Origin of the sequence: Microcoleus harperi Pol14_C6 (assembly GCF_036701295.1) — a bacterium.
GTDB lineage: Bacteria > Cyanobacteriota > Cyanobacteriia > Cyanobacteriales > Microcoleaceae > Microcoleus.
Genome location: NZ_JAUBQN010000014.1, coordinates 69,640 through 95,335, shown reverse-complemented (window position 1 = coordinate 95,335; position 25,696 = coordinate 69,640). Strand labels below are relative to the sequence as shown.

20 protein-coding genes are annotated in these 25,696 nt (G+C 45.0%); 10 read left to right on the top strand and 10 right to left on the bottom strand.

Annotated elements, in window-relative coordinates; all coding sequences use genetic code 11:
- Positions 1–9 precede the first annotated feature (9 nt).
- Entirely contained in the window at positions 10–2,808 is a 2,799-nt protein-coding gene (locus QUA27_RS12430; protein WP_333068299.1) for a PAS domain-containing sensor histidine kinase, read from the bottom strand.
- Positions 2,809–3,300: 492 nt separating this feature from the next.
- Complete coding sequence (gene tkt, locus QUA27_RS12425) at positions 3,301–5,316, bottom strand: transketolase (RefSeq protein WP_333068298.1); 2,016 nt, start codon at positions 5,314–5,316, stop codon at positions 3,301–3,303.
- Positions 5,317–5,350: 34 nt separating this feature from the next.
- On the opposite strand from tkt, the gene QUA27_RS12420 reads away from it, so the two are divergent.
- Positions 5,351–5,488, top strand: coding sequence for a hypothetical protein (locus QUA27_RS12420; protein WP_333068296.1), 138 nt, complete (start codon positions 5,351–5,353; stop codon positions 5,486–5,488).
- Here the strand turns inward: QUA27_RS12420 and QUA27_RS12415 are convergent.
- Entirely contained in the window at positions 5,477–5,740 is a 264-nt protein-coding gene (locus QUA27_RS12415; RefSeq protein WP_333068295.1) for a hypothetical protein, read from the bottom strand. The two genes, QUA27_RS12420 and QUA27_RS12415, sit on opposite strands and share 12 nt — an antisense overlap.
- 57 nt (positions 5,741–5,797) lie before the next feature.
- On the opposite strand from QUA27_RS12415, the gene lysS reads away from it, so the two are divergent.
- Complete coding sequence (gene lysS, locus QUA27_RS12410) at positions 5,798–7,351, top strand: lysine--tRNA ligase (protein WP_333068293.1); 1,554 nt, start codon at positions 5,798–5,800, stop codon at positions 7,349–7,351.
- A gap of 111 nt (positions 7,352–7,462) precedes the next feature.
- Here the strand turns inward: lysS and QUA27_RS12405 are convergent, their stop codons facing one another.
- The 6 genes from QUA27_RS12405 to QUA27_RS12380 form a co-directional block, all read right to left on the bottom strand.
- Positions 7,463–8,062 (bottom strand): TerD family protein, encoded by a 600-nt coding sequence (locus QUA27_RS12405; protein ID WP_333068291.1) that lies wholly within the window; start codon positions 8,060–8,062, stop codon positions 7,463–7,465.
- Positions 8,063–8,143: 81 nt separating this feature from the next.
- Positions 8,144–9,646 (bottom strand): TerD family protein, encoded by a 1,503-nt coding sequence (locus QUA27_RS12400; protein ID WP_333068290.1) that lies wholly within the window; start codon positions 9,644–9,646, stop codon positions 8,144–8,146.
- 54 nt (positions 9,647–9,700) lie between these two features.
- Complete coding sequence (locus QUA27_RS12395; RefSeq protein ID WP_333068288.1) at positions 9,701–10,270, bottom strand: TerD family protein; 570 nt, start codon at positions 10,268–10,270, stop codon at positions 9,701–9,703.
- A 131-nt stretch (positions 10,271–10,401) separates the two neighbouring features.
- Positions 10,402–10,962 carry an AAA family ATPase gene (locus QUA27_RS12390; protein ID WP_333068287.1) on the bottom strand — a complete coding sequence of 187 codons (561 nt, stop codon included), beginning with the start codon at positions 10,960–10,962 and terminating at the stop codon, positions 10,402–10,404.
- Between the two features lie 82 nt (positions 10,963–11,044).
- The gene (gene def, locus QUA27_RS12385; RefSeq protein ID WP_333068285.1) at positions 11,045–11,581 is read right to left on the bottom strand and encodes a peptide deformylase; all 537 of its coding nucleotides are present in this window, start codon (positions 11,579–11,581) and stop codon (positions 11,045–11,047) included.
- Between the two features lie 97 nt (positions 11,582–11,678).
- Positions 11,679–12,920: an HhoA/HhoB/HtrA family serine endopeptidase gene (locus QUA27_RS12380; protein ID WP_333068284.1), complete on the bottom strand. Its 1,242-nt coding sequence runs from the start codon at positions 12,918–12,920 to the stop codon at positions 11,679–11,681.
- A gap of 186 nt (positions 12,921–13,106) precedes the next feature.
- On the opposite strand from QUA27_RS12380, the gene dnaA reads away from it, so the two are divergent.
- The 3 genes from dnaA to dnaN all read left to right on the top strand — a co-directional run bounded on the left by dnaA (position 13,107) and on the right by dnaN (position 16,343).
- The gene (dnaA, locus tag QUA27_RS12375; protein WP_333068282.1) at positions 13,107–14,477 is read left to right on the top strand and encodes a chromosomal replication initiator protein DnaA; all 1,371 of its coding nucleotides are present in this window, start codon (positions 13,107–13,109) and stop codon (positions 14,475–14,477) included.
- A 266-nt stretch (positions 14,478–14,743) separates the two neighbouring features.
- Positions 14,744–14,965: a hypothetical protein gene (locus QUA27_RS12370; RefSeq protein ID WP_333068281.1), complete on the top strand. Its 222-nt coding sequence runs from the start codon at positions 14,744–14,746 to the stop codon at positions 14,963–14,965.
- A gap of 238 nt (positions 14,966–15,203) precedes the next feature.
- Complete coding sequence (gene dnaN / locus QUA27_RS12365) at positions 15,204–16,343, top strand: DNA polymerase III subunit beta (protein ID WP_006632140.1); 1,140 nt, start codon at positions 15,204–15,206, stop codon at positions 16,341–16,343.
- 219 nt (positions 16,344–16,562) lie between these two features.
- Here dnaN and QUA27_RS12360 read toward each other — a convergent pair whose 3' ends face one another.
- The gene (locus QUA27_RS12360; RefSeq protein ID WP_333068279.1) at positions 16,563–18,002 is read right to left on the bottom strand and encodes a sensor histidine kinase; all 1,440 of its coding nucleotides are present in this window, start codon (positions 18,000–18,002) and stop codon (positions 16,563–16,565) included.
- 1,002 nt (positions 18,003–19,004) lie between these two features.
- Here QUA27_RS12360 and QUA27_RS12355 point away from each other — a divergent pair.
- The 5 genes from QUA27_RS12355 (at position 19,005) to QUA27_RS12335 (ending at position 25,660) form a co-directional block, all read left to right on the top strand.
- On the top strand, positions 19,005–20,084 hold the full coding sequence (locus QUA27_RS12355) for a permease (RefSeq protein WP_333068278.1): 1,080 nt from the start codon (positions 19,005–19,007) through the stop codon (positions 20,082–20,084).
- Between the two features lie 179 nt (positions 20,085–20,263).
- Positions 20,264–21,052 (top strand): TIGR03943 family putative permease subunit, encoded by a 789-nt coding sequence (locus QUA27_RS12350; protein ID WP_333068276.1) that lies wholly within the window; start codon positions 20,264–20,266, stop codon positions 21,050–21,052.
- Between the two features lie 182 nt (positions 21,053–21,234).
- Positions 21,235–22,611 (top strand): oligosaccharide flippase family protein, encoded by a 1,377-nt coding sequence (locus QUA27_RS12345; RefSeq protein ID WP_333068273.1) that lies wholly within the window; start codon positions 21,235–21,237, stop codon positions 22,609–22,611.
- Positions 22,612–22,631: 20 nt separating this feature from the next.
- A complete protein-coding gene (locus QUA27_RS12340; RefSeq protein ID WP_333068271.1) occupies positions 22,632–23,618 on the top strand; it encodes a hypothetical protein in 987 nt (328 codons plus the stop codon).
- 476 nt (positions 23,619–24,094) lie between these two features.
- Entirely contained in the window at positions 24,095–25,660 is a 1,566-nt protein-coding gene (locus tag QUA27_RS12335; RefSeq protein WP_333068269.1) for a hypothetical protein, read from the top strand.
- The last annotated feature ends 36 nt before the right edge of the window (positions 25,661–25,696 follow it).

Sequence of the window (25,696 nt, the reverse complement as noted above, 5' to 3'; positions counted from 1 at the left end):
TTTGAGGCTTTAGGTACTAATTATAGGAATAGTAAAGTAAAAAGTTGCTCCTTTTCCCTCCTGAGATTCCACCCAAATGCGCCCGCCGTGGCGTTCAACAATGCGCTTGCACATGGCCAAACCTATACCAGTACCGGAATATTGGCGGCGGGAGTGCAGGCGCGCAAAAATGATAAAAATGCGATCGGCATACTGCGGATCGATGCCAATGCCGTTATCGCGGACACTGAACACCCATTCGCTCTCTTGCCTGCAGGCAGCGATATGAATCAACGGGATATCTTGGCGACAAAATTTGATGCTGTTGGCGAGCAAATTTTGGAATAATTGCACCAGTTGAAATTCATCCGCCATCACGGTTGGCATCGCGTCGCAGGTGATTACAGCTTTTGTTTCGGCGATCGCAATTTGCAAATTGCAGATAGTTTGCTTAACCACAGCGTTGCAGTCCGCCTGCTCAAACTCCTGACCCCTCGTTCCCAGGCGCGAATACGCCAACAAATCGTTAATTAACTGCTGCATTCTGGTGGCGCCATCGACAATATAATGAATATACTTATCTGCGCGATCGTCCAAATTTCCTTGATAGCGCTGGGCAAGCAATTGAGTGTAACTGGTAACGGCTCGGAGCGGTTCTTGCAAATCGTGGGAAGCCACATAAGCAAATTGTTCTAATTCCTCGTTGGAACGCTTCAAATCTTCTGTAAGTTGCAGCATTTGCTGCTCTGCTTCTTTGCGGCCTGTAATGTTGTAAACCAAGGCGCAACAAGACAGCAAATTCCCCTGGGAGTCCATGACTGGACTGGTAGACATATCAGTCCAAATATCTTTGCCGTCCTTGGTTTTGAATTTAAATTCGTGTTGTTCACCAATACCTTGCTTGCGCCGCTCGATATTTTCAATAGCTTGTGGTTTGTCCCGTTCGTCCATGAAATCAAAAAGCGACCGCCCGAACATTTCTAATTCACTATAACCTAGCATTCGCGCCATTGCGTGGTTTACGTAAGTCGTGAGGCTATTTCTGTCAATTACCCAAATACCTTCTTCTGCTAATTCAACTATTTGCCTGTACTTGAATTCGCTTTCTAGCAAAGCAGTTTCAGTTAGTTTCCGCTCAGTGATATCTTTCATAAAACAGTGGTGACCGTTAAATATCCCTTGTGCGTCGCAAGCTTTTACCATCGTTAATTGCTTATAAAAAAACGAGCGATTTTTTCGGACTCCTCTAGCTTCAACTTCTACTTTGCCAGAAATTAGCATTTCCTGATAAGCTGAGAGCATTATCTCAACATCGCCCGGATGTACGGTGCTCTGCCATTCCATGCCAAGCATTTGTTCCGGTTCGTAACCGCATTTATGAGCGTAAGCTCGGTTAACCTTCACGTAGCGCCCCTCAATATCCAGTCGCGAAATGCCTTCCACCGCATTTTGCATGGCACTGGTTAGGTCACGCAGCTCTTTTTCAGCTTGTTTGCGATCGCTAATATCCTGACCGATACCCAAAAAACCGTTAATATTTCCGTTACTATCAAATAAGGCAGTCACCGACAGCAGTACCGGAAACCGCGAACCATCTTTGCGAATGTAAGTCCATTCATTTTCGTCCGCGATTTCCCGGCACGGCAAGGCAAATAATACTTGAATTCCCGGCTCTATTTTCACTCCCAATTCTTGAGAAAGAACTTCAGCTCTTTGAGCGACCTCCAGAGGATCGTGAATTATTGCTAGCGTTACTTTCCCGACTACTTCTTCTAGCGAATAACCTAAGAGTTGCTCTGCCGCCCGATTAAATGTTTTAATTGTACCGTCGGGATCTGTAGAAATAATTGTGTAGTTAGCGCTATTAAGAATTGCATTTTGCAGTTGCGTCAATTCCAACAAAGTGAGTGCAATTTTTTCGCGATAAGCTATTTCTTTTTGCAATTGGTGGTTAGAAATTTCGATTTGAGCAGTGCGCTCAGCAACTCGATGCTCCAGAGTTTCATTGAGCCGTCGATTTTCCTCTTCTATCTGCTTGCGTTCTGTAATATCAGTAATAGTACACACATAACTTTTAACCTCCCCATTTTCTCCGATTTTACCGACAGATTGACCGAATACCCAATTGATTTGAGTGTGATGAATGCCTTGAAAGCGGTACTCAGATTTAAACGGCAATTTCTCCTGCGCGGCGCTATACCATTCAGAAAAAACCCGATCGCGGTCGTCTGGGTGAATGCCTTGTAACCACCCTTTGCCCAAAGCTTCATCACAAGTTATTCCCGAAATTTGACACCAGCGCTCGTTGACATACAAGCAATCTCCTCCAGCATCTGCATAAAATATTCCTACCGGCGAAGCTTCAGTTAAAGTTTGATAGCGAGCTTCCGTTTCTCGGCGTTCAATTATTTCTTTTTGCAGTATTAAATCGATCATCCCTAATTGAGTTGGACTCAGCAGAGTTAATGCTTGGGGAACGAAAGGAATTAATGCAAAAGCGGTGTAACCAGAAATCGCGGCGGTAATAATTTTTAGAATGCCAGAAGCCCAATAAACAGGATGCCAAAGCGTCCAAACTTCCATTATATGAGTAGTGCCACAGGAGATAATAAAGGCTGCACACAGCCAAAAGATATTGCGAAAGGGTAAGTCTTTTCGCTGACCGATAAAATAAATTAGGGATAGCGGTATTGAATAGTAAGCCAGGGCAATTATAGAGTCTGACACTATGTGGAGCGCGACTAGCTCTCGCTGCCAAAGGTAACAGTAGCCTTGAGGAATATAATTCCCGATGAATAACAGGTGATTTAAAAATTTCCAAATCATCATAAATGGAATGGGTAATCGAGAATTGGTAATTGGTAATTGGTAAGCGGGAATTGGTAATTGGTAATTTAACCCAATGACTCATAACCTATCTCAAATTTTTGAAAGATAAAGTCTTGAACGCACCGGGGGCTAAAAACCCGGTTTCTGGTTAGATGCCTCGTTGCCAAACCGAATATTGTCGTAGAAACTGGTTTTTCTTCCGTAACTCTTAATATAGCAATTCTCAATGATTCGCGAGCTGTAGCGAGCTCTAGGTTGGGTAGAACGAAGTGAAACCCAATATTGCGATTTGAGATTTGAGATTTTAGCTTTTCCTTCCTTCTTAGTTATCTTCTAGATAACTAAAGCTTTCTCTCCTAGATAACTAAAGCCTTCTTCCATCCATCGGTTACATCGTTTACATCTGTTACATCCGTTGCCGAACTTCTTCCTTCTTCTATAAAAAATGGGGTGAGCCAGAAGCCCGCCCCACCAAAAATTATGCTGCTGCTATTAACCCAACAGCGCCTGAGCCTTAGCTACCACATTATCAACGGTGTAGCCAAACTTTTCTAAAGCAACGGGACCCGGTGCAGAAGCGCCGAATCTGTCAATACTGAGGCTATCGCCTTCAGAACCCAAATAACGTCCCCAGCCGAAGCTAGAACCTGCTTCAACGGCCAACCGCTTAGTAACAGCTTTCGGCAGTACAGATTCACGGTAAGCGGCATCTTGTAAGTCAAACAATTCCCAGCAAGGCATCGAAACTACGCGCACTTTATTACCTGCGGCGCGCAATTTTTCAGCCGCATCAACGCAGAGGTATGTTTCGCCGCCGGTGCCGATTAAAATGATGTCGGGAGTTCCGCCGTCGTCAGACAAAATGTAAGCGCCTTTGGCTGTTCCTTCGATCGAGCTTCCAGCCAAGTTAGGCAAGTTTTGGCGCGACAAAGCCATTAAAGTTGGGCGGGTACGGCTTTCAACTGCCACTTTGTAAGCGCCGGATGTTTCATTACCATCCGCAGGGCGCATTACCAACAAATCGGGAATTACTCGCAGAGAAGCGATGGTTTCCACGGGTTGGTGAGTGGGGCCGTCTTCGCCCAAGGCTACGGAGTCGTGAGTCATTACATAAATAACTCCAGCTTCCGATAGTGCAGAGAGGCGAATTGCTCCCCGCATATAGTCAGCAAATACCAAGAAAGTGGCGCAGTAAGGAATTAAACCGCCGTGCAAAAGCATACCGTTGGCGATCGCACCCATGCCGTGTTCTCGCACACCAAAGCGCAGGTTACGTCCTTCGTACTGACCTTTTTGGAAGTCTTTTTCACCCTTGAGCAAAGTCATGTTAGAAGATGCCAAGTCAGCGGAACCGCCGATCAATTCAGGTAGCACACCTGCCAAAGCATTCAAACATTTTCCAGAATGATTCCGAGTCGAATCTGCCTTATCTTCCGGCTTGTATGTCGGCAAAACTTTATCCCAACCTTCAGGAAGTTTGCCTGCCACTGTGCGCTCATATTCTGCTGCTTCTGCAGGATATGCTGCTTTATAAGCATCAAAAGCTTTCTGCCATTCTTGCTCAGATTGAGCACCGCGATCGACTGCTTTGCGGAAGTGTGACAAAGCATCCTCAGGAATCTCAAACGGTGCGTGTTCCCACTTCAAGAAATCGCGAGTTGCTTTCACTTCATCGGTACCCAAAGCAGCACCGTGAGAACTGTAAGAATTGCGCTTGTTAGGAGAACCGTAACCAATGATGGTGCGGACTTTAATCATGGACGGTTTGTCCGTGACTTTTTTGGCTTCTTCAATAGCTTTGTGAACAGCTTCTAGGTTAGTATCTTCATCTAGAGCGGTATTGTCTACTGTAATAACGTGCCAATTGTAAGCTTCAAAACGCTTGCCGACATCTTCAGTAAAGGCCAAGCTTGTGTCGCCTTCAATAGAAATGTGATTGTCATCGTACAAGGCAATTAATTTGCCGAGTCCGAGGTGTCCGGCCAAAGAACAAGCTTCGCCCGAAATGCCTTCCATGTGGCAGCCGTCACCCATGATGACATAGGTGTAGTGGTCAACAATTTTGTGGTCGGGCTTGTTAAACTTAGCAGCGAGGTGAGCTTCTGCCATTGCCAAACCGACAGCGTTAGCAATTCCTTGTCCCAGGGGGCCGGTGGTAACTTCTACGCCTTCGGTGACGAAGTTTTCGGGGTGTCCGGGGGTTTTGGATTCCCACTGACGAAATTGCTTGATGTCGTCGAGGGTGACGCTATCGTAGCCGGTCAAGTACATGAGGGCGTACTGTAGCATACAGCCGTGGCCGGCGGAGAGGACGAAGCGATCGCGATTAAACCACTTGGGGTTTTTGGGGTTGAACCGCATGAACCGATCCCACAGCACAAAGGCCATAGGGGCAGCGCCCATCGGCAGTCCCGGGTGTCCTGATTTTGCTTTTTCTACCGCATCGATGGCCAAAAAGCGGATAGAGTTGATGCAGAGTTCTTCGAGTGATTGGGTTGCAACAGCCATAATTCTGGTTTTTATATGTTAAGAGAGAGTGTGTGTGGTCGATTCTGACAGAGGTGCGATGAGCCGAGTTCGATCGCTCGCGTTTCTGCTGTTCAGTTTCTATGGAACTGCCGTGAGGCTGCACTACATATCATCTCACCAGTTGCGATCGACAGACAACTTAATTTTTTAATGTTTCGACCGCTTTGTGCAGTCGATCGTAAATTGTTATCGGAGATATTTCTGGGGCGAGTGCTGCTCTGTGCGATCGGGCTACGAGAGGGTGTAACTTATTATTTGGCAAATTGGCTCTCAAAACCACCCAGTTATGATAGAGTTTGGTGTTTCTGACATCTTGCAGCTTTGTCACGAACAGCCAAGATGCCTGTTCCACAAAGAGTGAATTTTCTTGTGGGGCGTTGCTTTGAGCAACGCCCGATCGCACGATCGTCAGAATAGTGCAAGATGTCAGATATTTGTAATTTTAATCAGGCAATAACTAATGACTCTCAGTGAAGCCGAAGTCCGCAGTCAAAAAGTAGACGAACTGCGATCGCAAGGCATAGAACCGTACCCCAGTGAATCCTACGCGCGATCGCACACAGCCCAACAAGTTCGCGAAATATTTAGTCAGCCGGGAAAAGAACTCGCAAACGGAGAAAGTGACCCCGAAGAAATTCCCCTGCGATTAGCCGGCCGCATCACTTCCAAGCGAGACAGCGGCAAAATTGGTTTCATCGATTTAAAAGACGCCACAGACAAGATTCAACTCAAAATCGAGAAAGCAATCGTCACCGGCGAAGTCGGTTTGAGCTTTGAACAAATTAAAAAGTTGCTCGATGTCGGCGATTTTGTGGGCGTCGAAGGTATCGGCTGCCGCACCCCCAGGGGAGAACTTTCTATTTTAGTGAGGGAATTAAAGCTTTTATCAAAAGCTACCATTCAATTTCCCGATTCTTATTATGGAATTAACGACCCCGAAGTTTGCCGCCGTCACCGCGAAATGGATTTGGCAAGCAACCAAGATGCGCTCAATCGTTTTATGCTTCGCAGCCGCATCGTTCAAAGCATCCGTTCCTATCTGTGGCAAGCAAATTTTTACGAAATAGAAACGCCAACACTGCAAGCTATTTATGGCGGTGCTGCTGCTAAGCCCTTCATCACTCACCATAATGCTTTAGAAGTGGATTTATATTTGCGAGTGGCTCCCGAATTATTCTTAAAAAGAGCAATTTGCGGCGGTTTCGAGCGAGTATTTGAACTAGGGAAAGCATTTAGAAATGAGGGAATTGACAGCACACACAATCCAGAGTTTACCTCTTTAGAAGTTTACCAAGCTTATGCTGATGTTTTCGACATTTTAGGAGTAGTCGAAGACGTGATGTGTTTCGCAGCGGCGGCGGTATTTGGGGATGTCAAGGAAATTGAAAATCAGGGAGAAACGATTAGTTTAGAACGCAAGTTCGACTACAGCGAAAAATATCCCGGTTTCAACGGCAAACACTGGCAAGTGAAAACGATGGTAGAAGCTGTCAGAGACGAGTTTGGGCTGGATTTTGACAGTTTGGACTTGGAAAGTGCGATCGCGTCTGCAAGCAAACTAGAATTGCACCTGTCTAAGCTAGAACAACAGAGTTTAGGCTACGTCCTGTATGCGGTTTTTGACAAATTAGTTGTTCCCAAACTAATTCAACCTACATTCATCATCGACTACCCTGTTGAAGTCAGTCCTTTAGCAAAAGGACATCGCAGCAAGCCGGGATTTGTAGAACGTTTCGAGCTATTTATCAACGGTACAGAATACTCGAACGGATTTTCAGAATTGAACGATCCCAAAGAGCAAAGAAAGCGGTTTGAGGAACAGTTGGCGCAGAAAAATGCCGGCGATGACGAAGCGCATCCAATGGATGAAGACTTTATTCAAGCGCTATCTTTGGGAATGCCTAACTGTGCCGGAATGGGCATCGGCGTAGACAGATTGGTGATGCTTTTAACTAATACTCAAAGCATCCGAGATGCGGTGATGTTCCCGACAATGCGGCCGGTCAAAGATTGATTGGAGTGGCTTTTTAAACCGCAGATGTCGGCGGATTAACACAGATTAACGCAGATGAAATTACATCTGCGTTAATCTGCGTTAATCTGCGGTTAAAAAACATCCTTCATATCACCGCATAAACGAACCGACAACACCGTTCATATCTTCAGCCAAAGGATTTCCCAAAGCCTTAAACTTCCACTCGCTGCCTTCTCGATAGACTTCTCCCATCAACATATTTAATTTTCCTTCATAAGAAGGGTCATTTGACAAGCGATAGCGAGCTATTTCTTTCCCGGCGGCATCTACAGCCCTCACGAAAGCATTTTGTACCAGGCCGAAATGCTGTTTTCTCTCTTTTCCATCGTAAATATTTACGCCCAAAATAATTTTGTGATATTGTGCTGGCAAAGAGCTCAGTTTCACCAATATTTGTTCGTCGTCTCCGTCTCCAGCCCCCGTGAGATTGTCGCCTGAGTGAACAACTGTTTTGTCCTTTGACTCCAAATGAGAGTAATAAATTACATCCTCTTTGTAGTTCTTTATTTTGCCATTTTCTCCCAGCAGCATAGCGTAGGAATCTAAGTCAAAATTTGCACCGCTGCTTCGCCCGAAAAGACCTTTTTTAGCTTGTGCAACATCCCAGCCCAAAGCCATTGTCAGTCTGGACAAGTCGTATTCGCTTTTGCTGAGAACGATTGATTGTCCTTTTGTCAAGTTGATAGCCATAGTTTTGTGATTTTGTAAGGTTTATTCTGAAGTAGAATGATTGCCCTAAGCTAGCATTTTGTTTGCCTGCAAAAGCTGTTTCTAGGGTAAGAGATTTTTGAGTCGAGCTGATTTTACCCAATGCGGATATTCGGCGGTCAACAAATCGTATAATTCCTCATCGGCAATATGTTCCGGGTCTTCTAAACTGAAGAAATCTGCGTTGTCTAGGTAGCGATCGCCCATTTGGTCAAGCTGCTCTAAAAAACTAAAATCGCTCGCTACGGCTCTTGCTAACCACCCTCGAACTCCCTTACTTTTGACATCCTTCTGCGATTTGCCGATCGCCATAAACTGCCAAAATATCGGCTCGTGGGACGACCATTGTAGCTGCTGCTTGCTTTCCGATTCGTCGGCAGTCTCTCCATCAGTTACAAACATCACGTAGACAGGTCGATCGGCTTTAATAGGTGCGTAGCGCCTGCTACCGCGAGCATCGGGAAAATAGAAGTTTCTAATTTCCTTCATCACTTTACCGTAGTAAGTACCTCCTTCTAAAGGATACTGTTGCAGTATATGGTGGATGAAGCTTGAGAAATTGTCGATCGACATTTCACCGGGATTGTGGGGGTTGACTCCAAACAGAAATATGTCGATCGATCCGTTGTCATCAAACCGACATCCCAAAGCCAAAATCTTCTCTGCCAAACGCTGAATTTTTCCTGAACTGTACAGCGAAGACATGGAACCAGAAATATCGAGGCAAAGCGCTACTTGAGCATTGTGATTTGTGAGATTTGCTTTCTTGAGCGAGATATCGGCTTTCTTAGCAAGATTAAAAATGTGCGGCGCTTTCTCCTCAAGCTTTTTGTCTAATGCTATAGCTTTCTGACTTTTGTGGCTATCTTCAATAACTGGTAATTTAGGCAGTTCTACTGTACGTTGTGGTAGTTTTTCTTGCTGTTTAATCTCTGAATGATACTTATCAACAAAACTCTGCAACCCTGCTTTATATCCTTGTCCTACGGCCTGAAATCTCCAAGCTGCATCCTTTTTATACAACCGTCCAAACTCGACTGCTGTTTCTTCAGAAAAAGCTTCTGTTAAATCATACCGGGCTAGTTCGCTGCCGGTTTGGCGATCGTACAATCGGATAAAAGCATTTCTGATTTGGCTAAAATTTTGATGTTTAGCTTGTGCGTCGTGAATCGTGACCACAAAAACCATTTCCTCAACCGCAGCCGTTACTTTTTCTAAGTCTACATAAATTGTCTCGTCATCCTTTTGAGTTTGCCCGGTTTGATTATCTCCTGAATGGGCGATCGCTCCGTCCGGTGACTGCGAGTTATTGTAAAATACAAAGTATCTTTCGTCGGGAATTTTTCCGCCCGAACCTAACGCAAAAACCGAGGCATCGATATCGCAGCTTTGCGGGTTTGGGTTGGATAAATCTTGTTGAGTTGCTATTTCCCATCCCAGGGCGATCGCAACTTTTGTTAAACTTGGAGATGTTTGAGAAAGATTAAATCTTTCGCCCTTCTTTAATTGAATTCCCATCTCGTTTGTCACCTCATGAGTCTGATTGCTTAAAATCGAGGGAAACATTCCTGCTTCCGAATTTCCCCTCGATTTATTTAGCTAGGATCGATCGACCTTTTATCAGGCATACTTATCTACAAAGCTTTGCAAGCCGGAATTGTAGCCTTGTCCTACAGCTTGGAACCTCCACTCACCGTCTTTCTTGTAAAGTCTGCCAAACTCTACCGCTGTCTCCCTAGAAAAATCCTCGTCCAAATCGTACTTCGTTACTTCTGTGTTAGTAGTAGTGTCGTAAATCCTGATAAAAGCATTCCGCACTTGACCGAAGTTTTGCCTTCTCGATTCTGCTTCGTGGATAGTCACCACAAACACAATTTCTTGCACCGCCGGATCAACCTTGGTTAAATCGACTGTAACGGTTTCATCATCGCCAAATCCTTCTCCGGTTCTGCTATCTCCGAGATGTATTACAGAAGTGTCCGGCGATTGATTGTTGTTGTAGAAAACAAAGTATTTTTCGCCGGGGATTTTGCCAGTAGCCCCCAACATAAACACGGAAGCATCTAAATCAAACGCTGCGCCCGTGTCGGTAGCATTGATATCCCATCCCAAACCAATCCCGGCATTTTTCAGCCCAGGTGCTTCTTTAGATAGATTGATTCTCCCGCCTTTTTCCAAATTGATAGACATTTGCTCTCCTGTTCGCAACATCTTTGATATTATTGTTAACAGTTATACCACAAATTTTAAATGTCAAGTATAAGGTGTCTTCCCTCTAAACTATTGATTTAGGAGCGATCGCGCTCAGGCACATAGCGATGTTATTTAACTGATTCATCTTGCAAAATTGCCAAAATCCGATCGACCGTTTCTTTAACCGTTAGATGGGTTGAATCCAGCCAGTAGCCAAGGCGAGGAGTTTCGGTGCGGAGGATGCGATCGAATGCATAAACCATTGTTTCGTTGGCATATCCGGTCTTGGATCTTGCTGCATCTCGTGCCGCTACAACCTCTGCCTGGGGACACAGAACGATCGCTGACAACGGCACATCATGAAACGCGGCGACTACCTCACTGAGTGCCGAACCAATGATGATGTCTTGATAGACAACCGTAAAGCCAGCCTGGAGATAGTGTCGCGCTGCCATTGCTGCCAGGTGATAGCGCAGTTGAAGTTGCTGATATGCCTCTGCTGACAAATTTAACGCCATTTCCGCCTGCCCATTCACAATCATGCGACGAAAGATATCTCCGCGCAGGTGAACACTTTTGGGCAACCGTTCGGCAAGTGATTGGGCAACAGTTGATTTTCCAGCAGCCATGTTCCCCGTAATCAAAATAATTTGTGGCTGATGATTTGCAGGTAGTTGATTGCTGTTCATACTATTTGTTATAGATTCAATGACTCTGCTACAAAAAACGAGTAATAACAAGTAAATCTCAAATCAACTCACTGATTTGTGCTCAAGGGAGTAAATTAACAAATTGCTTTTGGTACTCATCCTCTGCCATCAGTTCTGCGGTGCTTTCTACCCTGTCTAAAAACACGATTCCATCTAAATGGTCGTGTTCGTGTTGAAAAATCCGGGCCACAAAGTCTGTCAATTCTTGTCGGTGGAGTTTGCCGTCTCTACTGGTGTATTCTATCTCGATCGCCCTACTTCTCGGCACCAATCCCCGAATCCCCGGAATGCTCAAACAGCCTTCCCAGTCTTTGACTGTCTCTGTTGATGCAGCCACAATCCGCGGATTAATCATCGCTGTGGGTTCCATGTGAGGTGCTTGGGGATACCGCAAATTGGGACGGGAGGCAACGATGAACAGGCGATCGGACTGAGCCACTTGAGGGGCGGCAATCCCCACTCCGTTTGCCTGCTGTACTGTACAGATTAAGCTGTCAATCAACTGTTGAATGCGATCGTCCTTAATATTCTCGACAACTTGCGACGGGCGGCGCAGCACGGGATTTCCTAATTGCGATATTTGTAATATTTCTGCCATAGTTATTGGTGGTTAGTCGTTATTGGTTAGTGGTTATTTGTTAGTCGTTAACTACTGACAAATTATTATTTCCTTCTTCCTTCTTCCTTCTTCCTTCTTATCCAACTTTTTGAACCGGCAAACTTCCCGTTTTAACAGTCAAATTAACTATTTGCCCGTTGCGGTTGATTTCCATTTGCAACAGCCCGCCAACCTTAGCATTTTGCACGAACTCCTGAACAGCTTCCGACTGAATAATTGGCTGATTGTTAATTTTTTGAATCACATCTCCAGCCCGCAAACCGGCTGCTGCTGCCGGAGAATTAGGAACAACGCTAACAATAGCCACACCCCGATCGACTGCAACTCGCAGGCTGCTGTTAGCGTTGCTGTTAATTTGCTGCTTAACGTCTGGAGTCAGCGTCGCCATTTCAATGCCTAAATAAGCGTGTTCGACTTTCCCCGTCGAAATCAGTTCCTTCGCCACCTGTTGGGCCGCCTGAATGGGAATCGCAAAGCCCAATCCTTGAGCACCTTGAATAATCGCCGTATTCATGCCAATAACTTGGCCCGAAGCATTCAGCAGCGGGCCGCCGGAATTCCCCGGATTAATTGCAGCGTCTGTTTGAATAAAACCGATCCGCTTGTCGGGTACGCCCACATCAGAGCTCGATCGCCCCGTAGCGCTAATAATCCCCGCAGTTACGGAATTGTCCAAACCCAAAGGATTGCCGATCGCGATCGCCCATTCCCCAGACAACAGCTTATCGGAATTGCCGATCGCCACCACAGGCAAATTATTCGCCTCAATCTTCACCACAGCCACATCCGTTACCTTATCCGCCCCCAACACCCGCCCCTGATAGCTGCGGCCGTCCTTGAGAGTTACATTTACCGTATCGGCTCCCTCTACAACGTGAGCGTTAGTGAGAATCACGCCGTCGGCACCGATCACAAAACCCGAACCAGTGCCCCGTTCGATTCCGCCCCGGCCGCCCGAATTCGGTTCTATGCCAAAAAAATCTTCCGGCGACAGCCCTCTATTTCCCGGTTTCACTCGGCGCGAAGCATCGATCCGAACCACTGCCGGGCCAACTTTTGCCACCGCAGCCACAATAAAATTCACATTAGTTCCGTCGCCCGATAAGGAAGCAGGCGGCAAAACTTTGCTAACTCGATCCTTTGTACTACGAGGCAGTTGCAATTTCGGTTCCAGCGCCCTTTGTCCAGAATCCCCAGAATTTGCACGAAATTGAGAAACCGTCAGACGATCGCCCAACATGGCGGCTCCGGCTCCCGTTACCAGCAGCAATATGTAAATTGCCGGTTGCTTCCAAAATTTGCCAGTAGAACTCTTCATGGCCACGTTTTTAGGCTTTCCTGCCAAATCTAAATATTTGCTGAACAGCTCCCCGATACCTGGTTTGGGCTGCAGAGCCGCAAAAATTTTGGCGATCGGCAGACTCCCTTAAACTTTAGCATCTGAGGACTAAACTCTCTAGACTGTAGAATTAATATCTTGAATGCCGATCGGCAGAGGTGAGCAGTGGACATTCCCCTCGAAAGTCTGTGGAATCAGATACTTGAACGTCTCCAGGTACAACTGAGCAGACCTAGCTTTGAGACGTGGATCAAAACTGCTAGGGCCGAACAACTCGAAAATAACTGTTTGATCGTCAGCGCCCCCAACCCCTTTGCTCGCAATTGGTTGCAAAAATATTACAGAGAAATCCTTGCCGATGCAGTCGCAGAAATTCTGGGCTATCCGGTAGACATTTACTTGACAATTGCCGGAGGAAACGAAACAGGCGGCAGCAGCGACTCCGCCATAATTTGGCCATCCCCCATCGCCGATGTCCCGGAAAGCCACTCGCTTCACCCCCCCAAACCCGCCAATTTAAACCCCAAATACCTATTTTCCCGCTTTGTCGTCGGTTCCAACAACCGCATGGCTCACGCGGCTTCCCTCGCGGTAGCCGAGTCTCCGGGCCGAGAATTCAATCCCCTATTTTTGTGCGGTGGCGTCGGTTTGGGCAAAACTCATTTGATGCAGGCGATCGGCCATTATCGCTTGGAAATTGACCCCAACGCCAAGATTTTTTACGTTTCTACTGAGAAATTTACAAACGATTTAATCGCCGCAATTCGCAAAGACAGTATGCAAACTTTCCGCGATCATTATCGGGCTGCAGATGTTTTATTAATAGATGACATCCAATTTATTGAAGGCAAAGAATACACTCAAGAAGAATTTTTTCACACCTTTAATACTTTGCACGAAGCCGGGAATCAAGTAGTTTTAGCTTCCGACCGCCCGCCGCAGCAAATCCCCCGCCTGCAAGAGCGTTTGTGTTCCAGATTTTCCATGGGATTAATTGCCGATATTCAATTGCCAGACTTGGAAACTCGGATGGCAATTTTGCAGAAAAAAGCTGAGTATGAAAATATGCGGCTGCCGCGAGATGTCATTGAATATATTGCTTCTAGTTACACTTCCAACGTCCGCGAATTGGAAGGAGCTTTGATTCGGGCGGTAGCATATCTTTCAATTACTGGTTTGCCGATGACCGTGGAAAATATCGCCCCGGTTTTGAATCCGCAAACTGAAAGCGTCGAGGCAACGCCAGATGCAGTAATTGCAGTTGTGGCTGAGGAGTTTGATGTTTCTGTTGAAGATTTGAAAGGAATTTCCCGTCGGCGAGAAATTAGTCTGGCACGTCAAATAGGGATGTATTTAATTCGGCAGCATACTGGTTTGAGTTTGCCGAAAGTTGGCGAAGTATTCGGTGGCAAAGATCACACGACTGTGCTTTACAGTTGTGACAAAATTGCTCAGTTGCGGAACACTGACCCGAATTTGGCTCAAACTTTGCGTCAGTTGAGTGATCGAATTAATGTTGTCAGCCGCAAAACTTGAGAAGAAGTCAATCGATCTTAGATTTTAGATTAAAGAATTGAAGCATTGACCCCACGGATAAATTCAGGTGCTCCTTTATCGGATACAGGTTTTTTATTTCTCTACGGATGAATCCTGGGACTTGTATTCTGGATGCTTTCGGTCAGTTGTCAGTTGTCAGTCAGTTGTCAGTTAGTTGTCAGTCAGTTGTCACACCAATGACTCTATGTAGCGATTTCAAGATCCGCATCACCGAACGGGTAACTCTCCGATAACAGACAATTTCTATGCGTAGCAGCTTGCCTGTGGAAAAACCTGTGGAAAAGTTGCCCTCCGTTTGTGGAAAACTTTACTCGATCGCCCGAAACAGTTTTTGCACAAAAATGGGCGATCGACCGCACCAGCTTTTCCACAAGTTTTCCACAGGTATTTATTACCTACAAGTGATTCCCAGCAAGCAGTTAGCTTTTTTTTCCACAGTTTCCACAGGGCGATCGATACAAAAATAATTAAATAAATTAAAAAAAACTGGTGAGCCCTACACACCCTACACACATAGTTCGCGACGCGCGCTAACCTCAGAAACCCGGTTTATACGAAGATTTCTCGTTTTTACAGGCAAAATTTTGCGTAGAAACCGGGAATAAGCGCCCCATGCTTAAGCCCTACACACAGAAAAACCGACCCGCTGGCTTTCTGTGATACGATTTGTTTCTGTTTCAAATCCGGTTAATTAACCTTCCTACCATGAAATTGGTTTGCACCCAAAGTGACCTCAACGCCAACCTCTCGTTGGTAAGTCGGGCCGTTCCCTCCCGCCCGACACATCCGGTACTAGCCAACGTGCTCTTAGTAGCGGATGAGGAAAATCAGCGGGTTAGCTTGACAGCTTTCGATCTCAGTTTGGGCATTCGTACCAGCTTCGCAGCAGAAGTAACAGGCGGCGGCAGTTTTACAATACCCGCTAAATTGCTTAACGATATTGTTTCGAGACTCCCGGATGGAGAGATTACTTTAGAAGACGAAGCGGGGGACACCGTAGCATATCTCACTTGCAGTTCTGGCAGCTACCAAGTTAGAGGCATGGGCCCGGAAGAATTCCCAGAATTGCCCGCCATCGAAGCCGGAACAATCCTCAAATTGCCGCCGGAAGCCTTGATAGAAGGACTCAAAGGAACTTTATTTGCTACTAGCCCCGACGAGGCAAAACAGGTACTTGCAGGCGTGCATTTAAAAGTATTGCAAGATTGCTTGGAATTTGCAGCTACAGACGGCCACAGATTGGCAGTAGTTCAAACTGCAAATGAAAAAGCTGAAGGCGAAGAAACCCAAGAAGAATTTGAGGTGACAGTCCCCGCTAAAGCATTGCGGGAAGTAGAAAGAATGCTGGTGATGCGACAGTGGACTGAACCTGTAACCCTGCATTTTGAACACGGTCAAGTAGTGTTTGAATGGGCAGACCAGCGGCTGACAACCCGCACCTTGGAAGGGCAATATCCCGCATACCGCCAGTTGATTCCGCCCTCCTTTGAGCGGCAAATTACCTTAGAAAGGCGATCGTTCTTAGCAGCAGTAGAAAGAATTGCCGTGTTTGCAGACCAAAAAAATAATATTCTCAAATGCAGCATCGACGAGGAGAATCAGGAAATTACTTTGTCTGTAGATGCTAAAGATGTCGGCTGCGGCAAAGAGTCAATGCCCGCACAGATTTCGGGAGATAGCATAGATATTGCTTTCAACGTGAAATACTTAATTGACATTTTGAAAACTGCTCAATCCCCAGAAATTCAACTGCAATTAAACGGTGCTCTTGCCCCTGTAATTTTTCAGCCTTTAGGCGGAGTCAATGCTACATTCTTGGTGATGCCAGTTCAGCTTCGAGCTTAAAAAAAGTCAGTAGTCATTAGTCAACAGTCAACAGTCAACAGTCACCGATGCTGCAACCCGAATAGATCTAATTCATCTGCGTTAATCTGTGTTTATCTGCCCTCATCTGCGGTTAAAAAAATAAAATTTCTCTGCCGCAGATGACAATGGCTTGACGCTGATTCACGCAGAGAGATAGAAATAATTCCGATGCTAATAGATTAGATATGACTGATTCCTTCAAATCAATGGCAACAAAATTTCAAATTCAGTACCTGTACCGGGCGTAGAATGCAAATTCAACTTGCCTTTATGCTTTTCCGTAACAATTTGATGGGTAATTGCCAACCCCAAACCGGTACCTTTCCCCGCAGGTTTAGTGGTGAAAAATGTCTCAAAAATCCGCCGTTGAATTTCTGGCGGAATGCCTGGCCCGTTATCGGCAATTCGGATGGCTATCCAAGCATTATTTTGATTTTTTTCGGCTGCTTCGGGGCTAAAGCCGACGTTTTGGCTGGCGGATGATAGCGGTTTTGCATTTTGTCTATCGCCCATAACATAATTTTGAATTAATTCCGAATTAACGCAGTCTCCGTCAGAACTATCTATTACCTCAGTTTCAATAGTAATCGCAGGCATAAAATCTTTTTCTGCTTTTACCTCTTCCAAAGCGTCGATTGCATTGCTGATGATATTCATAAATACCTGGCTCAACTGACCAGAGTAACACTTGACCAAAGGCAAATCTCCATAGCTTTTCACTACTTCAATTCCGTACTTGAGACGGTTTTTCATAATTAGCAGCGTACTGTCAATACATTCGTGGATGTTAGCTTGTTTCAAATGGGTTTCGTCCATGTGAGAAAAGGTGTGCAGGCTGGTGACGAGTTCGGTCAGCCTCTGCGATGAAACTTTCATACTTTTGAGAATTTCTACCCAATCTTCTTGCAAAAAATCAAATTCTATGTGTTTTTTGAGTTGGTCAATTTTTTCGCTGTTACCCACAATGTCTTCGTAAGCAGACAGCAACTCCATAATGTCTTTCGAGTAGTTAGACAAAAAGCCTAGATTTCCGCTGATGCAGGTGACGGGATTTCTAATTTCGTGGGCGACTCCAGCTACCATCTGTCCCAAACTCGCTAGTTTTTCGGTTTGAATTAGTTGAGATTGAGTTTGCTGCCTTAGCAATTTTGTTGCTAGTTCATGAATATTGGATTGCGCTACTAACAGTTCGTGCACGTCTAGCAAACTATAAGTTTGAGGTGACAATTGAACCACAATCGGTTCGTAAAGCAGTTCTTTCGATCGCAACAGCGACTTCCTGGCCGCATCCACGATTAAAGTATTGCTGGGAAAAATTAAACTCTCAGTTTCGGCAAAGCGGTACAAAGCCCTCACAGGTCGCTTTAAAAATAATTCTCGCCCAAAAGGACGGCTGATAAATTCTAAAAATCTCCGCCGGGAAATCATGCCGGCAAATTCACCTTGATGGGTCACAATGACTCCGGGTAACAGCGGATTAGCTTCTAACATCTGAGAAATTCGCATTCCCCAATCCGTAGCTTCTACCTGAAAATCGTAAAGCGACAATTGTTGGAGAGTAGAGTCTAAACAAAGTTCTCCTAGGTCAGCCTCGGAGATGGGTTGGACTGGTCTTTCTACGCAGGAGGTATTCAACATAAATTCATCAGTACGCTTTTTTGGGGTTCTATTTACTAGCAGACATTCAGCTACCAAAGGTCAGCAAGTAAGTTGCTGAGTGCTTTGACCGGGATCATCCTGACCAACTGCTTTTTTAATTACACAAAAAACTGACTGTAGTAAATGGGATGTTACCACTTAAAGTATTAGGCAAGATTGAGTATCACCGAGATAAATGCGCCCTGGTAATTATACCTGACTTTATTTTATACTGACTTGAGCGGTATTAACGTTTGGTTCGACTATTTAACTATTCATTAACCTTAAGTTATCGTCTTAACCTTTTGTTAATAAATTATTATGCTGAGAAATATAATTGATTGACAAGAGAGGAAAATCGGAATTGCCCGATCGCCCGCCTCGCGGTCGAATGTACCCGTGGGTGCGCGTCCCCGAGTTTTAGGTCGCACCATAATCGCGATGGTGTCCCGCCCCACAAGCTACGGCCTTTGATACTGAAGACAACGGAGGACACGGCAATGCCGTTTCCCTACCCCAAAATAATCACTTTTTTTCGATGAAAGATCTAACCATCGGCTGCCGATTAATTGTAGGGAAACTGCCAGGCGCGGTGTCCTGACTGTGGGTAATATCAATTCCGATGCCACCGAATTAAATATCAGGTAGAAAATTTGAGTGTAATTCAAACAACTTTAACCATTCCAAATCATTCACAAGCTAGCATTGATTAAATTATAAACTCTACTAATTCCAGCCAAGAAAAGGCTTTATTAAATTCAAACATTAATCATATACCATGGTGAAAAGTAGGGACGGATATATATTGTACGCCATATCTATAGGGAAACGGTACGGCCGTGTCCTTACCAGGCTCTGCGACTTTTAATGATGGCTATAAGATAGAGGATTGTAAGAAAAAAGTTTCAACTGAATCTTAACTTAGTGCTGTGCTTTGGTATGATCGACAGGGGGTTCTGCCAAAGACGTGTAACTAAATAGCAATTTACCAGTAGGTGATCGATGCAACCCGCCCTCACGAATCAGTTAAACAATGCTTTTACCCTTTTTCTCAGCTTGTTAGTAGAAGCAATACCTTTTCTGCTGCTGGGAGTTTTATTCTCAGGTTTGCTGCTGGGGTTTGTAGACGAACGCAAACTCGTATCCCGCATCCCGCGAAACCCGCTACTGGGGGCTTTGATGGGCAGTTCGATCGGCTTTTTGTTTCCCGTGTGCGAGTGCGGTAACGTGCCCGTAGCCCGTAGGCTACTGATGCAGGGAGTGCCCGCACCAGCCGCGATCGGCTTTTTGCTTGCGGCCCCCACCATCAACCCCGTGGTAATTTGGGCGACTTGGACGGCATTTCGCGATCAGCCAGAAATTGTAGTTTTGCGGGTGGTATTTTCCTTAATCACAGCCACAATTATCGGCTGGGTGTTCAGCACCCAAAAAGACTTGCGACCTCTGCTGCAACCTGCTGTAGCCCGCGCTATCCCTCTACCAAAACCAGAGTTTTCCGAACAAGAGCTCGTCCAAGCCAACACTCCGCTGCTGTTGCAGTCGGGAACTTTTATGCTCGGTCAGCCGGGGGGGGCGGTGCCGATCGAATCTTTGCTACAAGACGACTGGAAGCCATTACAAACAGGCAAAACACAAAAAACCTCGAAACGTTCCTCGATGTTCCACCGCGTTTCTAAAGAGCGTCTGCGCCTGCTTTTAGATACTATGGTACAGGAGTTGCGCGAATTGGGAGGAGTCTTGGTAATCGGAAGTGCGATCGCAGCAATCATTCAAGTTGGTGCACCCCGCGAACTAATTCTCAACCTCGGCCAAGGGCCCGTTTCCTCAATTCTCGCCATGCTGCTATTAGCCGCAGTCGTATCCATTTGTTCTACAGTAGATGCCTTTTTTGCCCTGTCTTTTGCTTCCACATTTACCAGCGGTTCGCTGTTAGCCTTTCTCGTTTTCGGCCCGATGATTGACCTCAAAGGCATAGGTTTAATGCTGTCAATTTTTAAAAGTCGAGCCGTAGTTTACATAATTGTCTTGGCAGCTCAGTTAACCTTTTTAATGACCCTCGGTGTTAACTTGCATTTAGGTTAATAAATTAGATATGACATATAAATAATACCAGTTGCGATTTTCAAGTACATTGATTCACGACGGTACTCACGGATATACGGATAGCTGTTTTTTCAATTTTTGTTCTTCCTTATTTCCTCTTATTGTTTCTTTCTCTTCCTTCAAAGTCCCTATCCCCAATTCTCAATGACTGTTACAAAATGAATCTTAAAAAAATTAGCCCCTGGCTGGACGCCCTAGCTATCTTAGCGTGGGGAATACTGCTCCTCAAATATTGGATTACAGGCAAATTAAGCATTCTCATTCACCCCAATTACTTTGGCTTGACTTTAGCGGGAGGAATCGGCTTAATGGTTATTGGCGGGTTAAAAACTTGGGAACTCGTAAAACTCGCTCGCACCACAAAGAAATCGCGAACATCACCAGCAAATAACTCTCTCAGAATTACAGAAGTTGAACACGTTACTTTGTTTCCCCCCAGCATCGGCAGTACCTTAATGTTGAGCGTCGCATTAATCGGTTTACTAACAACGCCACGCACTTTTACCAGCCAGACAGCATTAGAACGAGGCCTCACTGAATCCCTGCCAATCACCAGACTGCAACCCCAAGAATTTCGCAATACTACAAAACCCGAACAGCGATCGCTCGTCGAATGGGTGCGGCTGTTAAATTTCAATCCAGAGCCCGATACATACAGAGGTCAAAAAGTCAAAGTTCAAGGATTTGTAATTCACCCCCCCAACATAGCAGAACAATATATGTGGATCGGGCGTTTTATCATTACCTGCTGCGCGGCCGACGCCTATCCGATCGGGTTGCCGGTAAAATTACTGATCGGTCAAAGCCGCACCACCTTTGCCCCAGACAGTTGGCTAGAAATAGAAGGAGAAACGATCGTAGAAGAACTCCAAGGCAAGCGCAAATTAATCATTCAAGCATCCTCCCTCCAACCCATTCCCGAACCCAAAAATCCTTATGATTATTAGGTATGGAGGAAGTATGAGATTCTATTTTACATTTATTTCGAGATGGACACTGAAAACCCCTTATCCGTATACAAATAAAGATACTGTACAGTCAGCTATAAAAGTGGCAGCAGCATCCTGTAGGAGTTGCAAATAACAAATTCAGCAACTACACTCGTAATTAGGAAATAAATTCTGAGTATATGTCATCCGAAAAAAAATTAGCTATCAAAGGTGCTGTTTGGACGATCGCAAGTTATGGAAGCAGTCAAATTATCCGATTTGGTAGCAACCTAATTCTGACGCGCCTGCTTTTGCCTGAATTATTTGGTCTAATGGGTCTAGCCTACGTTTTCATCGTAGGCATTAACTTATTCACAGACATAGGTCTGGGCCCAAGTATCATTCAAAACAAGCGCGGGGACGAGCCTCAATTTCTCAACACTGCTTGGACAATGCAAGTTATTCGCAGCTTGTTTGTCTGGTTGTGTTTAATTCTAGTAACCTGGCCAGTTACTCAATTCTATGAAGAACCCCGTCTGATGTGGTTGATTCCAGCCCTAAGTATAAATACCATAATAGGAGGGTTTAAATCGACTTCCGTATCCACCCTAGAACGCAAAATGAGCGTTAAGGAAGTAGTGCTTTTTGAGTTGGGTACACAGATAATTTCTACTACAGTGATGATTGTGTGGGCTTTCTTCGATCGCAGCATTTGGGCGATCGTTGTAGGCGGCTGGACTGGAGCTGTAGTGGAGTTAGTATGGAGCCATTTTTTGATTCCCGGCAAGTCAAACCGCTTTGCTTGGGATAAAGAAGCAGTAAAAGAAATATTTTCTTATGGCAAATGGATATTTTTGTCTACGATTTTATTTTTTCTGTGTTCTCAAGCCGATCGACTCATTCTCGGGAAAATATTTACTTTAACACTTTTGGGCATTTACGGCATCGCTTTTACCCTAGGGGATATGCCGCGCCAAGTCATCATCGCCATTAGTGGCCGGGTGATTTTTCCCTCGATTTCTATGCTAGCCACGTTGCCGCGGGAGGAGTTGCGCGCCAAGATCCTGAACAACCGCAAGTTAATTCTAATACCATTAGCCGTAGGTTTAGCAATTTTTGTGAGCTTCGGAGATCAGTTAATTTTAATACTCTATCGGAAAGAGTATGCGGCGGCTTCTTGGATGATGCCAATCTTGGCTTTAGGTATCTGGCACACAACCTTGCACAATATGATGGGTTCTTGTCTGTTAGCCGTAGGAAAGTCTCAGTACGCAGCTATGGGTAATCTGCTGACTTTTGTGAATCTATGTATAACTATACCGCTGGGATACCACTTAAAAGGTAATTTAGGTGCCGTGATTGCTGTAGCTCTGGGCGACCTTCCTACCTATGCAGTAACTAACTACGGTTTGTGGAAAGAAGGACTAACTTGTTTTTGGCAGGATATTCAATTAACAGGGCTGTTTATAGGGGTGCTAGCCACTCTAATTTGGTGTAGAGTGGCTTTTGATTTTGGTCTGCCAATCGATAAAATATCACCGATGGATTTAATTCCCATCAATCAACTGTTTAAGTAAAGGAAAAGGAGATTGTCTATATGTCAGCCGAACCCAATACAAAAAGAAAAGTAATTCACTTTATCTTTTTACAAATTGCTCTGTTTCAAGAAATATTGCGAGTGACCAGGAGGTATGCTAAACTGATGTTCTTTTATCAAAGAAATCGCATTATAAATTTATTTAAACAAATCGAACAACCCGAAAAAGAACGTCCCAAAGTCTTTGCTGCTGTCGCACACATTACATCCGTTGAAGAATCTAACAATCCAGAAAAAGGCGCAGAAAAAATAGAGAGACTCAGGCACACAATAGATGGACTGTTGACGAGTTTTGCTCATTGCGACCTGAGTATTACTATCCAAACTCTACCGAACAGGCACGTTACAGCCTATTTACCTGAATATCAAATTAAGTGCATTCAGATACAAGAAGGCCCTGAATGCGATCCCATGTTTGTAGAGTTTAGGCTTCAGGAAGAATTTGTCGAAAGAGTAGAAAAATTTGACTGGTTTTTATTCATAGAAGATGACATTGTTTTGTATGATGCTTTCATTCTAGAAAAATTAGAAAAATTTAACCGACAAAGCGGGTATGAGAATGCTCTTCTTTACCCAAACCGTTTTGAAATGTATCAAGGAACAAAGAGATATATTGATTTGACAATAGATTCGCAGCTATCATGGAATCAGCTATCTAGTGTAAATATAGAAGGTGTAAAATTTGCTGAGTTTAGCAATCCTCATTCAGCATTTTACTGTTTGTCAAGAAAGCAGATGAAAGAGTGGATCAAATCAGGTCGCCTCTTTAAAAATCAAGTAGTTAATGTCGGGCCTTTAGAGAGTGCCGCGACTTTTTGTATTTTGGAATGTTTCTCAATCTATAAGCCTCACCCGTCAAACTTAAACTATTTTGAGGTCAGACATTACGATAGCAAATATTCTAAGCTATATCCCGCACCAGAATCGCCATATACACTGTCAGCAGTTAATAATATTTCCAACCCACTAATCGTCAAGGATTCGTGAAAGGTATCTAAGTAGGTGTCATGATTATTAGGAGGATGGGTAGAGCGCCAGGGTTAACTCTCAACTATTCAAGAATTAGCGATTTGAGGAGATTAAATCTCAAATCTCAAATCGCACATATTCCTGAAGGCAACTGGCACAATTGTAGGGTTATCTACTGTCCTCAAAGCCTCTATCGATCGAGCAATTTTTAGCTCTGAGGCATCCTAAAAGGTAAAAGTCAAATTTCACATCTCCACTCGGTTGATACTGTTGAAAGTGCCGCAGACTCCACGGATTTAAGCTCGTGAGTTTAATTCAGTCCTGGAGGCATCAACACTTTCAGAAACCGAGTTAGTGATCGACATACTTCGTTGCAGCCCTTCTCGCTGGTAAAAAAAACCGTTTCAGAGGGTCGGGAGTACGCCCGAGACAGTAAAATTTAAGAGGGAAAATTTGGCAGTTAATTTTCAGCAGAAAGTAGGAGAGAAAGATTTGTGAGTATTTTTAAGAAAAAAATTAATCCTTCACCCTTCGCTAATCTGCCATTCAAACAGCCGATCGACCGCACGGCCATCTTCCTCATGCTAGTGCTGAGCGTCTTAATCGGGCTGCTGCTGCTGAGCGGCGATCGCACAGCACCCAGAGTGCGAGAATTTACCTGGGAAAACAAACAAATCGGCGCCGAAGATACCGGCTTTATCCTCACATTCTTTCGACCGATGAACCACTCCAGCGTCGAGGAAAACTTAAAGCTAGAACCCCCCCTTACCGGTAAATTTAGTTGGGCTGGAAGGCGCATGGCTTACACCCTCAAAGATCCAGCACCCTACGGCGTTACCTACACTGTCAAACTCGCCGGAGCAACCGATAAGTATTTCGGAGAAAAAAACCAAAACACAGGAACGCCGATGCAACCGTTTAGCAGTTCCTTTCGCAGCCGCGATCGAGCTTTTGCTTACATCGGTGTCCAAGGCGAAACAGAAAGCAGATTAATGTTAGTCAATCTCACTAGCAGCGACTCGAAACCGATAGCGCTGACTCCGAAAGATTTAGTCGTTACCGATTTTAAAGCGTATCCCGACAGCGATCGCATTTTATTCTCCGCCACAGATCGATCGATCGCCCGTACTCGCGGCACTCTAAATCAAGAACTATTCACAGTCACCACCGGCCTCAACCCCCAATCGGGTTCAGGAACTCAACAAAAATACCCAGCCGGTAGAATCGACAAACTATTAGATGCCAAAGATTACCAAAACCTCAAATTCGACCTCTCAGCCGACGGAAAAATCATAGTTGTCCAGCGCGTCAACCGCAGCAATCCCGGCGATTTCAGTCCTTGGATTTTGGAAGAAAAACAGGCGCCCAGACCATTGGAAAATGAACAAGGCGGAGATTTTATGATTCGCCCCGACAGCAAATCGATGGTAATATCTCAAAAACAAGGATTAGCGATCGTCCCCCTCAAACCGGAAGCAGACCCAGTAGAATTTTTGCCAAAATACGAACAAGTATTGGGGATGGCCCGCGACAACTCTGCCGCCGCCTATGTTAAATACAACAGCGACTTTACTCGATCGCTTTTCATCTTAGATAACCAAGGTGTAGAACAAGAAATATTGCGTATTCCCGGCAGCATTATGGCCGTTTATTTCGACCCCCGCAAAAACCAAGACAACCAAGTTCAGCGTCTCTACTGTTTGTTAGCCCAACGCCTCAAAACAGAAAGCTACAAAGAACAGCCTTTCATCGCCACCATCGACCTCAAAAAACAAGGTACTCGTTTGGTAGGAACCATCAAACCGCTGTTGATTTTGCCTAACCAATTAGATACCCAAATCAGTTTATCTCCCGACGGGCTGGCATTAATTTTCGACCAATCAGTCACAGCAGCAACTCCCTCAGCAGCAGACAGTCCCCGCAACGATAGCGGACAGTCGATCGCCACCAGCCGCCTCTGGCTGCTACCCTTAGTAGACATACCCGCAGACGGTTCTCCCGCAAAACTACAGCCAGAAGAACTTCCCCTTGCCGGCTATCACCCCCGCTGGCTTCCCTAAATCTATTTTAGATTTTAGATTTTAGATTTTAGATTT

Coding starts and splice junctions, on each gene's coding strand:
- def (WP_333068285.1), bottom strand. CDS start 11,581: ATGGCAGAAATATTACAAATATCGCAATTAGGAAATCCCGTGCTGCGC.
- QUA27_RS12395 (WP_333068288.1), bottom strand. CDS start 10,270: ATGTCTATCAATTTGGAAAAAGGCGGGAGAATCAATCTATCTAAAGAA.
- QUA27_RS12350 (WP_333068276.1), top strand. CDS start 20,264: ATGAATCTTAAAAAAATTAGCCCCTGGCTGGACGCCCTAGCTATCTTA.
- QUA27_RS12355 (WP_333068278.1), top strand. CDS start 19,005: ATGCAACCCGCCCTCACGAATCAGTTAAACAATGCTTTTACCCTTTTT.
- QUA27_RS12360 (WP_333068279.1), bottom strand. CDS start 18,002: ATGTTGAATACCTCCTGCGTAGAAAGACCAGTCCAACCCATCTCCGAG.
- QUA27_RS12345 (WP_333068273.1), top strand. CDS start 21,235: ATGTCATCCGAAAAAAAATTAGCTATCAAAGGTGCTGTTTGGACGATC.
- QUA27_RS12370 (WP_333068281.1), top strand. CDS start 14,744: ATGCGTAGCAGCTTGCCTGTGGAAAAACCTGTGGAAAAGTTGCCCTCC.
- tkt (WP_333068298.1), bottom strand. CDS start 5,316: ATGGCTGTTGCAACCCAATCACTCGAAGAACTCTGCATCAACTCTATC.
- QUA27_RS12380 (WP_333068284.1), bottom strand. CDS start 12,920: ATGAAGAGTTCTACTGGCAAATTTTGGAAGCAACCGGCAATTTACATA.
- QUA27_RS12400 (WP_333068290.1), bottom strand. CDS start 9,646: ATGTTTCCCTCGATTTTAAGCAATCAGACTCATGAGGTGACAAACGAG.
- QUA27_RS12390 (WP_333068287.1), bottom strand. CDS start 10,962: ATGAACAGCAATCAACTACCTGCAAATCATCAGCCACAAATTATTTTG.
- dnaN (WP_006632140.1), top strand. CDS start 15,204: ATGAAATTGGTTTGCACCCAAAGTGACCTCAACGCCAACCTCTCGTTG.
- QUA27_RS12430 (WP_333068299.1), bottom strand. CDS start 2,808: ATGATGATTTGGAAATTTTTAAATCACCTGTTATTCATCGGGAATTAT.
- lysS (WP_333068293.1), top strand. CDS start 5,798: ATGACTCTCAGTGAAGCCGAAGTCCGCAGTCAAAAAGTAGACGAACTG.
- QUA27_RS12405 (WP_333068291.1), bottom strand. CDS start 8,062: ATGGCTATCAACTTGACAAAAGGACAATCAATCGTTCTCAGCAAAAGC.
- QUA27_RS12340 (WP_333068271.1), top strand. CDS start 22,632: ATGTCAGCCGAACCCAATACAAAAAGAAAAGTAATTCACTTTATCTTT.